The 18,603-nt window shown below is 71.4% G+C and carries 11 protein-coding genes; 4 read left to right on the top strand and 7 right to left on the bottom strand.

What is annotated here, in order from left to right; genetic code table 11:
• Window positions 1-45 precede the first annotated feature (45 nt).
• The 4 genes from BZY54_RS02975 to BZY54_RS02990 form a co-directional block, all read right to left on the bottom strand.
• On the bottom strand, window positions 46-3,027 hold the full coding sequence (locus BZY54_RS02975) for an FG-GAP repeat domain-containing protein (protein ID WP_086722845.1): 2,982 nt from the start codon (window positions 3,025-3,027) through the stop codon (window positions 46-48).
• Window positions 3,028-3,574: 547 nt separating this feature from the next.
• A complete protein-coding gene (locus BZY54_RS02980) occupies window positions 3,575-5,752 on the bottom strand; it encodes a S9 family peptidase (protein WP_244216926.1) in 2,178 nt (725 codons plus the stop codon).
• 746 nt (window positions 5,753-6,498) lie between these two features.
• Entirely contained in the window at window positions 6,499-8,283 is a 1,785-nt protein-coding gene (locus BZY54_RS02985) for an N-acetylglutaminylglutamine amidotransferase (protein WP_086722846.1), read from the bottom strand.
• Between the two features lie 245 nt (window positions 8,284-8,528).
• Window positions 8,529-9,692 (bottom strand): carboxylate-amine ligase, encoded by a 1,164-nt coding sequence (locus tag BZY54_RS02990; protein ID WP_086722847.1) that lies wholly within the window; start codon window positions 9,690-9,692, stop codon window positions 8,529-8,531.
• Window positions 9,693-10,362: 670 nt separating this feature from the next.
• Here BZY54_RS02990 and BZY54_RS02995 point away from each other — a divergent pair.
• Window positions 10,363-11,040: an HdeD family acid-resistance protein gene (locus BZY54_RS02995; protein WP_086722848.1), complete on the top strand. Its 678-nt coding sequence runs from the start codon at window positions 10,363-10,365 to the stop codon at window positions 11,038-11,040.
• 409 nt (window positions 11,041-11,449) lie between these two features.
• On the opposite strand, the gene BZY54_RS03000 is transcribed toward BZY54_RS02995, so the two are convergent.
• Window positions 11,450-12,631, bottom strand: a complete 1,182-nt coding sequence (locus BZY54_RS03000; protein ID WP_244216927.1) for a hypothetical protein — start codon at window positions 12,629-12,631, stop codon at window positions 11,450-11,452.
• A 19-nt stretch (window positions 12,632-12,650) separates the two neighbouring features.
• Window positions 12,651-12,899, bottom strand: a complete 249-nt coding sequence (locus BZY54_RS03005) for a hypothetical protein (protein ID WP_143667986.1) — start codon at window positions 12,897-12,899, stop codon at window positions 12,651-12,653.
• Between the two features lie 601 nt (window positions 12,900-13,500).
• On the opposite strand from BZY54_RS03005, the gene BZY54_RS03010 reads away from it, so the two are divergent.
• A complete protein-coding gene (locus tag BZY54_RS03010; RefSeq protein WP_086722853.1) occupies window positions 13,501-14,586 on the top strand; it encodes an alkene reductase in 1,086 nt (361 codons plus the stop codon).
• 167 nt (window positions 14,587-14,753) lie between these two features.
• Window positions 14,754-15,266 carry a MarR family winged helix-turn-helix transcriptional regulator gene (locus BZY54_RS03015; protein WP_086722855.1) on the top strand — a complete coding sequence of 171 codons (513 nt, stop codon included), beginning with the start codon at window positions 14,754-14,756 and terminating at the stop codon, window positions 15,264-15,266.
• An 80-nt stretch (window positions 15,267-15,346) separates the two neighbouring features.
• Here the strand turns inward: BZY54_RS03015 and BZY54_RS03020 are convergent, their stop codons facing one another.
• Window positions 15,347-17,044 (bottom strand): SpoIIE family protein phosphatase, encoded by a 1,698-nt coding sequence (locus BZY54_RS03020; RefSeq protein ID WP_086722857.1) that lies wholly within the window; start codon window positions 17,042-17,044, stop codon window positions 15,347-15,349.
• 175 nt (window positions 17,045-17,219) lie between these two features.
• Between BZY54_RS03020 and BZY54_RS03030 the strand changes: the two genes are divergently transcribed.
• Window positions 17,220-18,440 carry an MFS transporter gene (locus BZY54_RS03030; protein WP_086722860.1) on the top strand — a complete coding sequence of 407 codons (1,221 nt, stop codon included), beginning with the start codon at window positions 17,220-17,222 and terminating at the stop codon, window positions 18,438-18,440.
• Window positions 18,441-18,603 lie beyond the last annotated feature (163 nt).

An 18,603-nucleotide genomic window follows, 5' to 3' on the forward strand; every position in this document is an offset into this window, starting at 1 on the left:
CCCCGGCGATTCCCTCGCCGGGGGCGTAGCGTGCGCAACGGGCGGCTAGAAAAGGCCCTTGTAGCCGGCCCAGCCGCTCGCGATCTTCGTACGGGAGCCGAAGGTGCCCTTGCCGGTGCCGTTCTGCCGGTAGAGGTTGCCCGCGGTGTCCCGGGCGACGATGTCGGCCCTGCCGTCGCCGGTGATGTCCCCGACGCCGACGACCGCGTTGTACGAGCCGCCCCAGTTGCCGGCGATCTTCACCCGGGACGTGAAGGTTCCCTTGCCGGTTCCGTTGAGGCGGTAGAGATTGTCGGCCTTGTCCTGGAGGAGGAGGTCGCCGATGCCGTCGCCGTTGAGGTCTCCGGCGCCGACGATCTTCTTGTAGCCCTTCCAACTGTCGTAGAGCTTGACGCGCGAGGACAACTTGCCGGTGCTGGTGCTCTTGTAGAGGTAGACGGCTCCCGTGGAGGCATTGCGCGCGATCAGGTCGGGACGGCCGTCCTTGGTCACGTCACCGGGCGCGGTCAGGACGTCGTACTGGGTCCAGCCGCTGCTGCCGAGTGTGGTGTACGGCGTCGACGGCTTCAGCGCCGCCCCGCAGGCCGGCTTGTAAAGGCGCAGGGCGCCGTTGCTCAGCCGGACCAGGACGTCGTTGCAGCGGTCGCCGCTGAGATCGCCGAGGGGCACGGCTCTGACCGAGGTCGACCAGCCACTCGCCGACACCTTCCCGGAGAACTTCCCGGCCCCGTCCCCCTGCTGGAAGGTGAGCGCCCCCGAGGAGTTCAGCGTCAGGAGGTCTCCCACACCGTCGGGCAGCGACGAGCCGCCGACGTGGTCCCGCCACACCGCCGCGCCACCCGTCAGCCGAACCGTGCCGGACTGGACGAACGCTGCACCCTGCCCGTCCGCCGGCACAGCCGTCAGCGTCCAGGTGTACGAGCCGTTGGGAATCAGTCCGCCCGTCGTGCCACGGCCGTCCCATGTCGTCGCGATCGAGTACGTGGCCGGTCCGCCCCTGCGCGTGGCGACGACGCGGCCCGTGGCCTTGTGGCGTATCTCCACCTTCCAGGAGGCCGCCGGTTCGGACAGCCACCATTCGCCGCGCCAGGAGAGCGGCGTCGCGTCCGTCTCCACCCGCGCGGTGACGTTCCGGTAGGGAGAGACCAGGGCCGCCTCGGGTCGCCCGGTGTTCAGGACGTGGACGGCCTGGTCCGGTGTGGAGTACGCGAGATCACCGTTGCGCGGGTCGAGCGCCACGAGCCCCGCGGTGTCGGTTGCCCACCGCTGGACGGCCGCCCCGGTCTGCAGGCCGTAGACACCGAGCCCCTGCCCGGCCCGGACGGCGACGACACCGTCGCCGAGGTGGGCCTGCCCGGCGGAGGGAAGCGGGATGCTCTTCCTGGACTGGAGGTCGTAGACGCCTGCGGCGTCCGGAGCGTTGCTGACGTTGCACTTCCAGTACAGCCATCGGCCGACAGCCTGAAGATCGACCATGGAGGAGCACCTGGTGCTCACCGCGAAGGACGTCAGCGAGGTCCCGGTGCGCGCGTCCTTGGCGGTCACCGTGCCGCCCGGGGTCGAGGACCACAGAGTGGTCCCCCAGATCGCACCCGTCTGATACGGCTCCTTGTGCAGGACCTTGCCGGAGTGGATGTCGACGACCCGGAGTTCCCGGCCGCCGCCCGCAGGTGTGCCGTCGACCAGCACCAGGCTCTCGGATGCCCCCACGATCCTCGTCTGTGCCTCGGATTCGTCGAAGGAATCCTGGAGGCCCGTTTCGATGGGAGTGCCGGGAAACGTCTCGCCCTTGCCCACGACGAACAGCTTGGGCTGCCAGTCGCCGCCCACGCTCACTGCCCCGCGGTACACGGTCCGGCCGTCCCCGGTGGGATACAGCTCGGGGCACAGTCCGTAGCCGGCGCTGCACTTGTCGTACGGGGCCGGCAGGCCGCCGACCCGCACACGTTCGCCGTATCCGGGCGCGGTTTCGGTGAGCAGGCGCTGGTACGCAAAGGTGGCTCGATCGCCGTACTCCAGGGTCGTGACGGTGCCGTGATCCAGCGTCAGCCGCTGGAGCTGCATCGGGACCGGCAGGATGCGGAGCACACGAGTCGCGTGCGGTACGGCGTCCGCCCCGGCAGTGATGTCCTGGTAGCCGTAGTCCTGCGCGGACCGGCCGCCGACGATCTGAAGGCCGCCGTCCGGTCGGACGGCGACACGGTCCGCCACCGCACGGGCGAGAAGCGTCCGCTCGCCGGAACCGTCGAAGGGGACGGCCACGACTCTCCAGACGGACGCCTGGTAATCCTTCTGGCCGAGCGAAGGGTCGTAGCGGCCCACGATCAGCGAGTCGCCGACGACGCCGAGAACCTTGGCGTCCGTGAGGCTGACCTGGACCTCGCGCAAAGGGGTGTCGAACCGGCCCTGCTCATAGATCCGCACGCCGCCGGCCTGGGGGGTGACCAGATGGAGAGCGGTCACCACGGAATTCCCGTACACCGTGCCGTACGGCAGAAACGTGGCTTCCGCGGTGCGGAGATCGACCCATGCGTACTGTGCTACGTCGTCTCCGGGGACCTTCAGAAGCGAGAGGAACCCATGGACGCCGGCTCGCCCGACATTGATGACGTAGGCCCCCTCGGGAAGGCCTGTCACTCGACGGTCCTCCGTGGTCCCGTTCTCATCGGTCAGCAGATGAAACTCGGTCCACTTCCCGTCGGCACCTCCGCCCTCGGTGACCACGGTGGTCCCGATCGTTCTGCTGTACTTCTGCCCCTTGGGGACAGTGACGGTTGTGGTCTCGTCGGTGACCATGTTCCGCAGCAGTACGTCGCCCGTGGCCCCGCCGGGCGGCAGCGCCACTACGTCCGATGCCGTTCCGTAGTACTCCACAGGGTCGTACAGATGCGTGCCCTCGAGCTTCCGGGTCGAGCCGTCCGCGCCCGTCCACTCCAGGCCGGAGGGACCGTTAGTGGTGGTGGCGGAGTGCAGGAACCCGGAAGTCCCGGCGCTCACCACATAGCCGGAGTCCGGTGTGACGCGCATGGTCGCGGCAATCGTGGTCCTGCTGAACGTCCCGGCATCGGCGGAAGCGGTCCAGGAGGCCGGACCGGCAGCCAGCGACAGAGACACGACCGCTGTGGCGGCGACGAGACTCAGACGTGCAGAGGCATGACGAGCCAACTGGACCCTCCCTAGGTACCCGAGACGGGACGTGCACCGCTCTCCGGCGCCCCTGGCCCCCCGGCCAACGCACCCGTCTCACAAATGGCCTGATCCTACAGTCCCTTCACAGCTCCTCGGAGAGTGTTTGCTGACCGTGTGCGGCGCCGGTCGCACCGACGCGCCGCGCGAGTACAAGCACCCGGCCACCGAAGAACGACCGGCGGCACCTGCAACACCGCCAGGGCGTCTACGACGACCGCGGCTCTCCCACCCTGCCGACCGGCTTCCGGAGGGCCGGGTTTGCCTGGAAGGCCGGATGACGCCTGCAGTGAACCCCCAGGACCTCTCTGGACAACCCGACGGCGACAGCGAGGAGCGTGCTGACCGAGCAGTGCCCGGGCACGGCCGAAGACGAAACGCCCCGATGTCAGCCGGTCAAGTGACGCTGGATCCAGTCGGCGGCGGTCCTGCGGAATGCCCGGCGGTTGTCCGCCCGCCGGAAGTAGTGACCCTCGTCGCGCAGGACGAGGAGTTCCGCCTCCACCCCACGCTCCCGGGCCGCCCGCACGAACTGCTCGGACTCGCCCGGCGGCACGTTGGTGTCGTGCTCGCCGTGCACGGCCAGCAGCGGCACGCGCAGCGCGTCGATGCGGCTCATCGGCGACAGCACCCGCAGCAGCTCCCGGTCACGGTCCGGATGCCCGTACTTGTGTGCGGCCGACTGCGCCAGCCACGGCTCGGTGCCCGCGAAGAACGTCGCGAAGTTCGACATCCCGCACACCGGGACGCCGGTGCGGAACAGCTCCGGATGCCACACGAGGGACGCCATGACCAGATAGCCGCCGTAGGAGTGGCCCATCACGGCCAGCCGGACCGGGTCGGCCAGGCCCTCCAGGACAACGTGCGCCGCGCAGTCGGCGACGTCGTCGATCGCGGCGAACCGGCCCCTGCCGAGATCCGCGTCGACGAAGGAACGGCCGTAACCGGAGGAGCCGCGCACATCGGGGGCGAAGACGTCCAGTCCCCGGCCCAGCAACTCGTGGTAGAGCGGATCGAACACCGGGCGCTCCTGCTCCTCCGGGCCGCCGTGCAGATGCAGGACGCACGGCGCGGCCTCCCTCGGCGAGCGTCCCCGCGCCCGGTAGTACCAGCCGCCGAGGCCCAGTCCGTCCCGGGCGAGGGGCCGCACCGGCACCGGCCGTACGGGACGGTGAACGCCGGGGGCGACGACGTCCTCGTCCCGTGAGGACCACGGGGTGCGCAGCTCGGCGCCCTGGGGCAGCCACCACACACCGGGCCGGCGCAGCGATCCCGACAGCGCCACGACGGGCGCGTCCGGGTCCGCTGTGACTGCCACGCGGGTGACGACCTCGTGCGGAAGCGGCACGGCGCGGGACGGCTCGAGGGCCGTCCCGGGCACCGGGACCAGTGGGGCCACCTCCAGCTCACTGACGCCGCGCACGTTCCAGACCAGCACCGCGCCGCGGCCGTCACGGTCCAGAGCCAGCAACTCCAGCCCGCTGCCGTCGCGTTGGGCGGCCACCGTCAGACCGAGCCGTCCTCCCCGCGGGTCGAGGGCGACCGCGTACAGGGCGGCGTACTCACGTTCGTGGTCGCTGCGCAGCCACAGCGTACGGGCGTCCGGCGCGAACGCGCCGATCCACGGGTCGCCGTCGGCGACCGGCACCGCGCAGGTCACCCGCAGATCCCGGGTGCGCACGACCAGGGCCTCCCGCCTGGCCCGCGGCCCCCGGCGCACCAGCGCCAGTCGCCCGTCCCTGCTGATGTCGCACACGCGCAGGGTGGCGGCCTCCCGTTCGCTCGCCAGCAGCACGGGTGCGGCCGAGCCGTCGGGGTCGACGAGGTACGCCGACAGCGTCCTGGGCGCGGGTTCGGCCGTGGCCGCATCGCGGTCCGCTGCGGCGGAGACGGTGGTGACGTGACCGGTCGGCGGCGCGGGGCGGGACGGTGCGCCCAGGAGAGTGGCGCGACCGTCCCGTGCGGTCCAGCCCTCCGGGTGAACCGTCGCGGCAGCGCCGGAGACGGGCGAGGCAGGGGAGGCGGCGCCCGCGCCAGGACCGGCGGCACCGCTCTGCCCGGCGCTTCCGGCGCCGGCCTCCGCACCGGCCGGTGGAGGGTACGCGGGGGCCTCGGCGACCGTCACCGCGAGCGCGGAACCGTCGTGCGTCCAGCAGCCGAGGTACGCCGAGCTCCCCGGCTCGCCGCCCGCCAAGACCCGCCGCCCCGTGCCGTCGGGGCGCACGCACAGCACACGCGTGTGCTCGCTGCCCCCCGGTGCGGTGGTGTAGGCGATCCACCGCCCGTCGGGCGACCAGGCGACCTCGGCCACCGGATCCGGTTCGGCATCCAGCAGATGCACGTCGTCGCTGTCGACCGGCCCCTCCCACAACTGAGGCACCCCGCCCCGGTCGCAGATGAACGCGACATGGCGCCCACCGGGATCCACCGAGGGGTACCAGCAGCCGTGCGAGACGAGCACCCGGGGCACGGCGTCCAGCGGCACGGCCGCGTCCGGTACCAACAGAGCCTCGGGCGCGGCCTGCGCCTCGCCGTCCCCCGCAGGCCCGGAAAGCTCGCCGGCCACGGTCGCCGAGCGCTCCGCGCCGGGCTCTGACGGCTTTGTCGGCGACTGGTCGGCCACGCCCTCGTACGGGTGCGGCCGGTCCGTGGTGCTCCCTGCGGCGTACGGCCCGTCCGTGGCGCTCCCTGCCGGATGCGGCCGGCTCCGAGGTGGCGACGGGGTGCGCACCGGATCCGCACCGTGCTCCGTCCGCATCGGTCGTGGCGGATCCGCCGCGGCCACGGCCCGGCCGCTCCACACGGGGTCCTCTTCCTCGCCGGTCCGGTCGCCTCCCGCGAAGCGTGCCTCGCCCTCGGCTGCCCACTCTCTGCGGACGGGGCCTCTCCCGTCGCGGGTTCGGCGGGGCCATGAACGACCCGGCGCGCTCCGGGTCCGGTCGGTCCAGTTCCCCTCCCGGCCGCCAGGTGGGGGGTTCGCCCCGTCTCCGGTTCGGCGTCGGGGCTCGGGGCCGGCCGCGCCTTTCGGCCGGCCGGGCTCGGAGCGGTCTGCCGGGTCTGCCGTGATCCCGGCCCGGTCGCCACGTGGGACGTCCGCCGTGGTCTCGGCCGGTTCCTCCCGGGCAGGGCCCGCCCGGTCCTCGGCCGGGCCGGTCCCGTGGCGGTCCGTGCCGGTCCGGTCGGGCCGCGGGCCCTCCGTCGCGCTCCCGGGCCTGTCGGGGCGTGGGCGCCGTGGCGCGTCACTCGGCGTGGCAGCCCGAACGCCCCCCTCGGCGCCCCCGGCCGGGCCCGGTGGGAAGGAGGGTTCGCCGGTCAGTGGATCTCGTGGGTCTGTAGCCATATTTCCAGCAAGGCAACCTGCCACAGCGCGTTCGCCCCGCGCTTGGTGCGGTGGGCGTCGGGCGCGGCGAGCAGTTCGTCGACGTAACTCCGGCGGAACAGCCCGCGGGCCCGCGCCTCGGGGGCGGAGAGGGCCTCGCGGACGCGTTGCAGCACCGGCCCGGCCATGTGCTTGATCGCCGGGACCGGGAAGTAGCCCTTGGGCCGGTCGACGACCTCCCGCGGCAGGACCTGGCGGCCCACCGCCTTCAGCACGCCCTTCCCGCCGTCCGCGAGTTTGAGCCCGGGCGGACACGCGGCCGCCAGCTCGACCAGTTCGTGGTCGAGGAACGGCACGCGGGCCTCCAGACCCCAGTCCATGGTCATGTTGTCGACCCGTTTGACCGGGTCGTCGACCATCATCACGTGCGTGTCCAGCCGCAGGTCCGCGTCCAGGGCGGTCTCGGCGCCCGGCACGGCCATGTGCGCCCGCACGAAGTCGCCGGACACGTCGTGGCCGGGCAGCACCGAGGGGTCCAGCATGCGCGCGAGATGGGCGTGCGGGCGGTCGAAGTACGTCTCGGCGTACGCGGCGGCCGCCCGGTGCCGGGGCACGCGCGCCATCTCCGGGTACCAGTGGTAGCCGGCGAAGACCTCATCGGCGCCCTGTCCGCTCTGCACGACCTTGACCTCCTTGGCCACCTGCTCGGACAGCAGGTGGAAGGCGACGACGTCGTGGCTGGTCATGGGCTCGCTCATGGCCTGGACGGCTCCCTCCAGGGCCTGCGACACCCGGTCGGAGGGGACTATCAGCTGGTGGTGGTCGGTGCCGAAGCGACGCGCCATCAGGTCGGAGTAGTGGAACTCGTCCCCCTCCTCCCCTCCTTCGGACTCGAAGCCGACACTGAAGGTGGCCAGGTCGCACTGTCCCTCGTCGGCCAGCAGCGCCACGATGAGGCTGGAGTCCAGGCCGCCCGACAGCAGCACACCCACCGGTACGTCGGCGACCATCCGGCGCCGCACGGCCGTGCGCAGCGCCTCCAGGACCGCCTCCGTCCAGTCCTCCGCGGTCAGGCCGGCGTGCTCGGGGCGGCGCGTGTAGACCGGCTGCCAGTAGCAGTGGTCGCGGTACGTGCCGTCCGCCTCGACGACCCGGACGGTGGCCGGCGGCAGTTTGCGCACGCCGTTGAGGACGGTGCGGGGCGCGGGCACGGTCGCGTGCCAGCTGAAGTATTGGTGCAGTGCGACAGGGTCGATGGAGGTGTCCACCCCTCCGGCCGCCAGCAGCGCGGGCAGCGAGGAGGCGAACCGGAGCCGTCCGGGCGACTCCGCGAGGTACAGCGGCTTTATGCCCAGCCGGTCGCGGGCCAGGACCACCTTCCCGCTGTCCTGCTCGACGATCACGAAGGCGAACATGCCCACGAAGTGTTCGACGCACGAAACGCCCCACTCCCGGTACGCCTTCAGCACCACCTCGGTGTCGGACTCCGAGAAGAACTGATAACCCCGCGAGGCCAGCTCGCGGCGCAGCTCACGGTAGTTGTAGACGCACCCGTTGAACACGCCGACGACCCGCGCCCGGGGGTCGGCCATGGGCTGCGCGCCGCTGTCCGTCAGGTCGATGATCTTCAACCGCCGATGGCCGAGTGCGAAGGGTCCCTGCGACCACAGTCCGCGGCCGTCGGGCCCGCGGGGCGCGAGCCGGTCGGTCATGCGCTCGACGGCGGCCAGGTCCGGCTGCCGGCCGTCGAGCCGGACCTCGCCGCTGAGCCCGCACATCAGGCGGACCTCCCTTCCGCGGCGGCCTCCCCGGCTGCCGCAGGAGGTCTGCCGTCCGTTACGGACGCGCTGCCATCCGTTACGGACGCGCAGGAAGGCCGGACGGCGGCCGGGAGGGTCGGGCGGCCGGCGATGGTCGCGGGAGCGGGAACGTGGGACATGGCACTGACCACTCTCCTGGGGCGGTCGTCGGGCACCGCCGGTGACAGACGGCATGCGGGGCGGGCGGACATGGGATCGGCCCGTCAGAACGCGGCGCCTCCGGCGACCGGGCTGGGACGGGGGGTGCGCGCGGGGCGGGCCGGCGCTGCCGCGCGCGGACCGGCCGCGCCGCGGGTCTCGGCGACCAACAGGTCGATGCTGGCGAGCAGGTCCTCGCCCTCGGCCGCCTGCCGCAGCCGGCGCGCGGCACTGCCGTCGGCCAGAGCCCGCGTGAGCAGTTCGTGCACGGTCTCCCAGTCGCCGGACGCCTCCAGCGCGGGGCGCAGCCGGGCCGCCATGCCGTGCAGCACCCTGTGGGCGGGGACGGCGCGCCGGGTGACCGGGTCGACCAGTACGCCTTCCAGGCCCGAGCGGGCGGCTCGCCAGGTTGCTGCCCGAAGCCACTCGTGGTGGCCGTCGCACCGGCCACCGTCCCCGCGGGCCAGCCGGTCGCACGCGTCCCGGACCAGCGCCCGGAAGAGCCCCGCGACCAGCACGACCGTCTCCACGCGCGGACAGGCGTCGCAGATCCGCAGCTCCAGCGTGCGCTGGTGCGCGGAGGGCCGTACGTCCTGGTACGCCATACCGGCATCGCTGATGACGCCCGAGCGGATCAGCTCCTCCAGCGCCGCGTCGTACGCGGCCGCGTCGGCGTAGCAGCCCGGTGGCCCGGCGGTGGGCCAGCGCTGCCACAGCATGGTTCGCCAGCTCGCGTAGCCGGTGTCCGCGCCGAGCCAGAACGGCGAGCTGGCGGACAGCGCGAGCAGCGGCGGCAGCCACGGCGAGACCAGGCACATGGCTCGTACGGCGGTGTCCCGGTCGGGTATGTCGACGTGCACCTGTGCGCTGCAGACGAGCTGTTCGTCGGCGACCCTGCGGTACTCGTCGGCCATGTGCCGGTAGCGGCGCCCGGCGGTGACGTTGCGGGGGCTCGGCCGGCCCAGCGGCACGGTGCCGGCGGCCACCGTGACGAGGCCGAGCGAGGAGGCCGTCGCGTCCAGCAGCCGCCGTGATCGGGCCAGCTCCGCCAGGAGGGCGCCGAGGGTGTCGTGGACCGCGCTGTTGCTCTCCACGACCGACTGCTGGAGCTCGGTGGTGAACCCGGGCCTGTGCAGCCGGTCGAGTACGGCGCGGGCGCGGGGCACCAGCCGACCGCTCTCCACGTCCAGCACGTGGAACTCTTCCTCTGCCCCGATGCGCAGTGTCACGTCACGTTCTCCCCTTGCCTGGGCGATCACTGGGCCGTCGCGCCCGCATCCCGCCGGGGGCCATAGCGGCTCCGGGAGCTCCGAGTGCCCACGCCGGGACCTTCGCAAGCCTCTCGCCCCCTCCGTCGCTCGGCCGTCCGGGCCCGCCGGCCGCGCGTCCGGCGTCCTCGTGCAGGGCAGCGCCGGAAAAGTTCGGCCGGGACCGGGGAAAATCCGTGGCAGTCGGCGGGCACGATGCCGGGATGGCCCGCGGGGGGACCGGACGTCGGTACACCGACCCGGTACTGGTCCTGACCAGCTGCCCGATGCTTGCCCAACTGCCTGTACAACGCTCGGCCAGGCCGCGGCCGAACTCCTGGAGTCAGCGCCGGAGCCAGCCGTACAGCACGGGATCCGAGAGATCGCCGGACGAGTGCGGGCCGCCGAAGAACCACCCGAGCTCGTGCCGCCTGCCGGCAAGGTGGGCCACAGTCTCTACGTCGGAGTCGGCTTCGTGGTACCGCCGGGCTGCTGGGACGTCGCGGACGAGAACCACGGTCAGCCAGCTCGCTCGGGGAGTACCGCCTACGCCACGAACCCCCGCCGTCTCCACCGCGCAACATGAGGCCGCCCGGGTGACGATGGACGTGTACTGACGTGACCACGCTGCTCCCCGGAGGAGGCAGGCGTCATGACATCTCCTACCGATTCCCCAGGCCCCGTTCCCCCGCGCGGCACCGTGCCGCAAGAGGGTCCCCTGGCCGGAGGCATGGCCGCTTTGGCGAACATGGGCTGGCAGATCCTGCTCACCATGGGCCTCGCCAGCATCGCCCTGGGCGTCATCGCCCTGGTCTGGCCGGGCGCGACGCTGCGGGTCGCCGGTGTGCTCTTCGGCGTCTATCTGCTGGTCACCGGTGTCTTCGAGCTGGCCGGCGCCTTCGGCACGCACGTGCCCCGGCATCTTCGCGTACTGCATTTCATCACCGGCGCGGCCTCCATCCTGCTGGGACTGATCGCCTTCCGGGGCCCCCTGGAGTCGACTCTGCTGCTCGCCCTGTGGATCGGCTTCAGCTGGCTGCTGCGCGGCACCACCGAGACGGCCGCGGCGGCCTCCGCCCAGGAGATACCGGCGCGCGGCTGGCACGTGGCCTTCGGCATCATCGGGTCCCTGGCGGGAGTCGTGATGATCATCATGCCGTTCGCCTCGATCGCGACACTGACCCTGGTCGTGGGCGTCATGGCCATCGTTCTGGGCCTGACCGAAGTGATCCGCGCCATCAGGACACGCGTCGAGATCGGCCACCTCGCCGCGGGTACGACCCCCCAGCGGCGGCCCCTGTTCCACGCCCGTCCGCACCCCCAGCACTGACCGGCGGAGTCGGATCGGGCGTCCAAAACCCCCTGGGCCCCTCCAGCGAGGCGATGGCCGCCGGCTGACTCGCCGTTGCGGTCCGCGTGCGGTTCCGCCTCTGCACGGCGGTGATACGAGGCACGAGCACGGGCGGCCCTGCCCTCCCCCAGCCGGTCGAGTACGCCTTGGACACACCGTCGACGAGCTAAATCCGTGCGGCTGCAGGTCTTGCCGGAGGCTGACGGCACGCCGCGGCCCTCGTCCCTCGCTGGTTGAGGTTCTGCCTGACAGTGGCAGGCCATCGAGCTCAAGTGGCATATCTGCCGGTGACACCGGCCCTCGGGCTGTCCGCCCGGGCCCCCAACCGGCACCGGCAGCGCCCGTCCCCACGAGGGCCGCGGCGAAAACGGGACCGCGTGGGCGCCCGCTACTGCAGGCTCCGGAAGTCGTCGAGCCAGGCGTAGCCCGGCGCCGACATCCCGGCTCCGCGCGGCTGGACAGTGAGGGTGGCGAACACGCTGTTGAGCAGCCACGGCGGCTTGTTCGCGTTCCAGCCCGCCGTCATCGACGGCACCTGCCGGAACCCGTACATCGCGACGGCGAGCCGACCCGTGCTCCGGAACCGCGCCATCTCGTCTCGCAGCAGGTGCTTCTTTGACTCGAACCACGGGCTCTCAGCGAGCAGGTCGTCCCACTCGCGCGACGGCAACGGGTGCGCGATCGCGTCACCGATCACCTGCCACACCTGGGTGTCGGGGGCATAGCGGTACCGCTCCGCGAACGTGGCCGGGATCCGGTCGGTCATGTGCTTCTGCCAGTACCAGACCAGGGAGAACTCCGTCACCAGGAATGTCTGGTCGGAGCGCAGGCGGGGCAGGGTGTAGTCGAGGAACGGCTGGATCGCGTCCTCGTCGGGCACATGCGGATGCAGGTCGACGCCCTCGAGCTCCGGCGTCTCGCGAACGAATCTGAGGTACCGCTCCACCGCCGGAGTGCGGTTGGCCGGTATGTCCAGCCGGTTCAGGGCGCCCATGTACAGGTGGGTGGGACACGCGGACCCGCACAGCCGCTCCCGCGCCTCGATCACGTGCCGAGCGACGGTCTCGTAGAACCGGTTGAGCCGCTCATCGCGCTCGGCCGGGATGCTCTCGACGAACGGTTCGTTGCCGATGGTGACGATGTCGGCGGTGCCGAGTACCAGCGGCAGCACCCGGTCCAGACGGGCCAGCTCCGCATCCATGGCTTCCGTGCCCGGCTGCGGGAACGAGCGGCCGGCCAGCGGGAACTTCAGGCTCAGCACGGTGTGAAGCCCTCGCGCGTGTGCGTCGTGGAGGGCCACAATCGTGCCGCTCCGCTCGGGCGGCACCTGGTCGGCCTCGGGCAGGGCGTAGAACCCCCGGACCCAGTCGGCGCGCGCCGTGCGCAGCTCCGGGTAGTCGAGCTGGTCGAGGTTTTCGTTGAAGTTCGCCCCCAGCACCCCCAGCGCCGGCAAGGGTGCGGCCTGGCCGTCATATCCGGCCACGGCCGATGCCCCGCCCCCGGAGAGCGAGACGACGAGCGTAGTGGCACAGGCGGCGAACATGGACAGTACACGTCGGTGTCGCGACATTGTGCGGCTCCTTCCGGGCTCAGCCCTGCAGAGTGCGGCCGTGGTGCCGCCGTTGGACGGAGATGCGGTTGTCCTCGGGGCCCGTCCATTCAAGGCGCACGACGCCGGGCGCCGCCGACTCGTCGAGGCCCGACGGGTCGGACCAGTAGCCCGCGTTGGGGTTGCGGAGGAACGCCGCCCACCGGGAGGCTCGCGGTGTGAGCGCAGAGAGCACCCGCTGCTCGTGCAACCGCCGCGCCTCTGCTGGGACTTGGGCCGTCGCTGACATGCAGGCGAGGGTAGACAGGCCAGGAATTTTCCGGCAACGACCTGACAGAATGTCTTCTCGCTTCGGTACGGGCACCGCAAGAACCTGGGCGGGACGGGGCGCTCGTCGACGGCATACCGCGGGTGGGGACGCCGTCCAGGTCACCCCACCCGCGGTCCACCCGCGGTCAGCTGTTCGTCCCGCCTCCAGCAGCCTGCGCCCTGTCGTACATCCATGCCGCCGTCGAGGAGGCGCGTCTCGAGTCCGGCCGCCACGACTCGGATGTGATGCTGCGGGGCTGCGCAGCCGTGCTGCCGCCGGACCCGGCAGGCTCCACATTCGCGCCATGCAGGGATGCGCGGCCGCGTCCCCTTGACGGGAGCATCCGAGGCGTATCGGTGTTGTCCGAGCAAATAACCAGGGGCGTCGGCCTGGCAGCCTGATCGTCACCCCTGCTGTCGGCCCTTCATCCGTGGGATATCAGGCGCTACTTCGCTTGTTATGCAGATCACATACGCCTCGGGGAAGGCTGGACCTGGTTTTCCTGTTCGGACAAGTAATGGCATCGCGGAGAGCCCGCGCGGCCGTGTGACACGCCCCTTTCCCACGAAAAGAGACGACGATGTCGAAGGCATTCGAGCCCTACGAGCTGGGTGGCAAGCTCCTGGCCAACCGCCTGGTGATGGCGCCGATGACCCGCAGCCGCGCTTACGGTCCCGGCCAGAGCCCCATGCCGTTGATGGCCGACTACTACGCGCAGCGCGCCTCCGCCGGGCTGATCGTCACCGAGGGCGTCCAGCCCTCCAGGGTCGGCCAGGGCTACCCCGACACCCCCGGCATCCACACCGCCGGGCAGGTCGCTGCCTGGCGGAAGGTGACCGACGCCGTGCATGCCCAGAGTGGCGCGATCTACCTCCAGATCATGCACACCGGACGGGTCGGCCACCCCGCGCTGACGGGCCTGCAACCCGTCGGCCCCTCCGCCGTCGCGGCCGCCGGGCAGGTGTACACCCACGAAGGCCCCCAGGACTTCGTCACCCCGCACGAACTGACCGACGCCGAGATCCGCGCCACCATCGCCGACTACGCCACCGCCGCCCGAAACGCCATCGAGGCCGGCTTCGACGGCGTCGAACTGCACGGCGCCAACGGGTATCTCATCCACCAGTTCCTCGCCCCGAACAGCAACCAGCGCACCGACGAGTGGGGCAGCAGCCCCGAGAAGCGCATCCGCTTCGCCGTGGAGACCACCAAGGCCGTCGTCGAAGCCATCGGCGCGGACAAGGTCGGCTTCCGCCTCTCCCCGGGCAACCCCTACAACGACATCGACGAGTCCGACACCGCCGACGCCGAGGCCACCTACACCGCCCTGGTCGAGGCGCTCGCCCCGCTGAACCTCGCCTACCTGCACCAGTTGGAGGCCCCCGGCGTACGTGACCTGACGCTCCGGCTGCGCAAGGCATGGCCCACGGCCTTCATCCTCAACCCCTTCACCGGCCAGGAGCCCACCGGACCGGCCGAGCTGGAACTCGTCGAGAACGGCACCGCCGACCTGATCGCCTACGGCGCCCTCTTCCTCGCCAACCCCGACCTGCCCGCCCGCCTGGCCCAGGGCGGCCCGTTCAACACCCCCGACCCCGCCACCTTCTACGGCGGCCACGAGAAGGGCTTCACCGACTACCCCACGCTGGAGGAGGCCCACGCCTGACGGTTCGGCGACGGACCCGAGCACGCCGGGCATGCCGCACCTGAGCACATACCCTGCTCTCAGGATGCGGACCCGAGGGCCTGCGCGCGGCAGTCGGCCTCGACTCCGGCTGCCGCGCGCAGGCTCCGGCAAGGACGGCCGCGCGGGAGAAAGCAGAAGGCAGCACCATGGAATCCGAGGCAACGCCCCAGGTCCCCGAGACCGGGGAACTCCCCGAGGCCGCACGCCGCGGACCGATCAGCCATACGATCTTCCGGGTGGCCCGCCTGCACCGCATGCTCGCCGGCCACCTGCTGCGCGAGGTCGGTCTGCACCCGGCCCAGGAGCTGGTCATGATGCAGCTGTGGGACCGCGGCCGAATGCGCCAGACCGACCTGGCCCGACACGTCGGCGCCGACGCCGCCACCATGACCCGCACCATCCAGCGCCTGGAGAAGGCCGGCTTCGTGCGCCGCGTGCGCTCCACCAGCGACAAGCGCTCCGTCCTGGTCGAACCCACCGCCGCCAGCCAGGCCCTGCGCCAACAGGTCGAAGACCTCTGGGCCCGCCTCGAGGACTACGTCGCCGGCGACCTCACCGACGCCGAACGCGACGAGACCCTCGGCGTCCTCGAACGTCTCGAAACCAACCTGGCCGCCCACATCGGCGACGCCGAACCGCCCTCACGCCCCGGCGCCTGACCGGCCGATCGGTGGGCGGACGGACGCGCCGCACGGCCCGGGCAGCAGGCCCTCGGAGGGCTTCGGTCAGGCCAGCCCGGTCACGCGACCGATGCCAGGACGGGAGCGACGGGACATGACGGGGCTGACTGCTCAGCCCACACGATCTTCCCGGCGGGGGTGAAGCGGGTTCCCCACCGCTCGGCGAACTGGGCGACGAGGAAGATTCCGCGACCGCCTTCGTCCGTGGATGTTGCGTAGCGCAGGTGCGGGGAGGTGCTGCTCCCGTCGCTGACCTCCATCACCAGGTTGGTTTCGCGCAGAAGACGCAGGTGGACAGGGGGTGCCCCGTACCGGATGGCGTTGGTGACCAGCTCGCTGAGGATCAGTTCGGTGGTGAATGCCGTCTCCTCCTCCAGGTTCCAGTCGGCCAGCCTCGCGGACACCTCGGCGCGCAGGGCGGACACCGCGGTAGGAGAGGCCGGGATGTCCCATTCGGCGATACCGTCACGTGGGAACGCGCGGGTGCGGGCGATCAGGAGAGCGACGTCGTCGATTGGACGGGCGGGGAGCACCGCCTCCAGGATCCTCTCGCACGTCTCCTCCGGGTCGGCCCCCGCGCCGGAGAGCGCGTCGCGCAGCAGCTTCAGGCCGGTGCCGATGTCGCGGTGCCGGTCCTCGAGGAGCCCGTCGGTGTACAGGACGAGCTGCGTGTCCTCCGGCAGCTGCCGCTCGACAGCCTCAAAGCGCAGGCCGCCTATACCGAGCGGGGGACATTCGGGCAGGTCGAGAATCTCCGCGCGGCCGTCCGGATGGACGATGGCGGGCGGAAAGTGACCGGCTCTTGCCATCGCGCAGCTACAGGAGACCGGGTCGTAGATCGCATACAGGCACGTAGCCGCGACGATCCCATCCGCACCGGCGCCCGCCTCCGCATCCATCTCGAGAACCACGTCGTCGAGGCGGGCCAGCAGTTCGTCGGGCGGCAGGTCAAGGGTGGAGAAATTACGGACCGCGGTGCGCAGGCGACCCATGGTGACCGCAGAGCTCAGGCCATGGCCGACCACGTCACCGACCACAAGAGCGGTGCGGAAGCCTGGAAGTGGGATCAGGTCGAACCAGTCCCCGCCGACATCGGCCTCGGCCGGCACGTACCGGTACGCCGCCCGGACGGCACTGGTGTCCGGCAGCAGATGGGGCAGCAGGCTGCGCTGCAGGGTGGTGGCGATGGTTCGCTCGCGGCTGTAGCGGCGAGCCAGCTGAGAGACCGCAAGGCCGACGACGAGCAGCAGCCCGGCGGTGATGATGTCGTCCGAGTTGTTTATGTAGGTGAAACTCGCGTACGGAGTGGTGAAGAAGAAAACGAACCACACGGCGGCGGACAGGGCCGTGAGGACCGCAGCCCCACGGTTGCCGAGGGCGGCCACCGCCGCGACGACCAACGTCAGGATCAGGACCACGTTGGTGGCGGACAGGGTCCCTCGGAGGGGAAGCAGCAGCAAACAGACGGCGAGCGGGGCCGCTACTGCCGCAAGGAGCGCGGTCAGCCCCCTGACCAGATCACGAGGCATGCCACACCTCCCGTCTCTCCGGTGTAGCAGGACTCCCATGGCGCTGCCAGTCGTTCCCCCCGGCGCGCCGGCTCCGGCGTTGATCCGGATACCGCGCGCGTTGGTCGTCCAACGCGCCGGACCGCACAAGCCCTGGGCCTCGAGGAGCGCGGCGGCCGGCGTGTCTGCGGCCTCCACTGGGCCAAGGACATCAGTGCCGCCGAGCCCGGGGAAGTCCCGGTGGTCCATCCGGCGCGGCAGCTACAGCGCGGAGCAGGATAACCTGGTCCGCCGCCTCCTGCGCTGGGAGGTCGGCGCGTACGGTGTCCCTGTGATCGGGTCGGTCGAGCGGGCGGTCGTCGCGCTGAGCCGAGTCCGACTGCTCAACCTGCGGCGCGATGGAACGACGCGGGAGAGCTGAGACGTGAGGATCCCGACCACGTTGCCCACCTCGAAGCACTCCAGCCGTCCCGCGGCCGCGCTCGCCCTCATCGCTGTGGCCACGTTCCTGTCGATGAGTGTCTGGTTCTCCGCATCGTTCGTCGTACCTCAGCTGAAACAGGTGTGGGGCCTCACCAGTGGCGAGAGCTCGCTCATGACGATCGCGGTGCAACTCGGGTTCGTGACCGGCGCCCTCGCCCTCGCAGCGACCGGCCTCGCCGACGCCTACCCCGGACGGCGCCTGATGTGCGTTGGAGCGCTCGGCGCGGCCGCGGTGAACCTGGTCCTGCTGTGGGCGCCCGGCTTCGCCGCCGCCGTGCTGATCAGAGCGCTGACCGGGGCCTGTCTCGCCGCCGTCTACCCGCCGGCGTTGAAGGAGGTGTCATCGTGGTTCCAGCGCGGGCGCGGCACTGCTCTGGGAATCATGATCGGGGCGCTCACCCTCGGCTCAGCAACTCCTCAACTGATCAAGGCGTCCGGCGGCCTGGGGTGGCACATCGTGATCGCCGCGACTTCCGCTCTGACCGCCCTCGGCGGCCTGACCACACTCCTCATCCGCAGTTCAGGACCGTTCCCCTTCCCCAAGTCCGGGTTCGACATCAGGTCCGCCTGGCGTGCCTGCCGGAGCCGACGCGTCGTCCTGGCGAACATCGGCTACGCCGGCCACATGTGGGAGCTGTATGCGATGTGGGCCTGGATCGGTACCTTCCTGGCCAGTCTGGACGGGTTCGCCGGCCATCCGGACGGCCCCCGGCTCGCGGCCCTGGCCGCGTTCGTCTGCATCGGTGTAGGTGCCGTCGGTTGCCTGGTCGGCGGCCGCATCAGCGACCGAGTGGGCCGTGCGCAGTCAGCGCTGATCAGCCTCACCTGCTCAGGCGGTGCGGCGTTCACTCTCGCCTTCATACGGACTTTGCCGTTGCCGATCGTCCTGGTGGTGAGCGCCTTCTGGGGGTTCTGGGTGATCGCGGACTCCGCACAGTTCTCCGCCATGGTGACGGAGAACGCGGATCAGCGGTATGTCGGCAGCGCTGTCTCGTTGCAGCTCGGCATCGGCTACGTGACCACCGCGGTGACGATCTATCTCGTCCCCGTCCTCGCCGACGGCAGCTCATGGACCTCGGCTCTTCTCGTTCTTGTCCTCGGCCCGGTCGTCGGGATCGGCGCGCTTCTCACCTACCTGCGCCCCGCAGCCACCGCAGCCTGACGCAGCGCCGACGCGACGCGCCACCGACTCGGCGACGTCTGCTCCAACAGCCGGGCCGACACCCATCCGAATGAGCCATGCGGTCCGGCGGGCGGACCGGCTGCCGGACATGTGATCCGTGGTGTCCACGGGCCGAGGCCGCCCGGCCTGTCGTCGCCTGGGC

The sequence above is a fragment of the Streptomyces carpinensis genome (assembly GCF_002154505.1).
GTDB lineage: Bacteria > Actinomycetota > Actinomycetes > Streptomycetales > Streptomycetaceae > Streptomyces > Streptomyces carpinensis.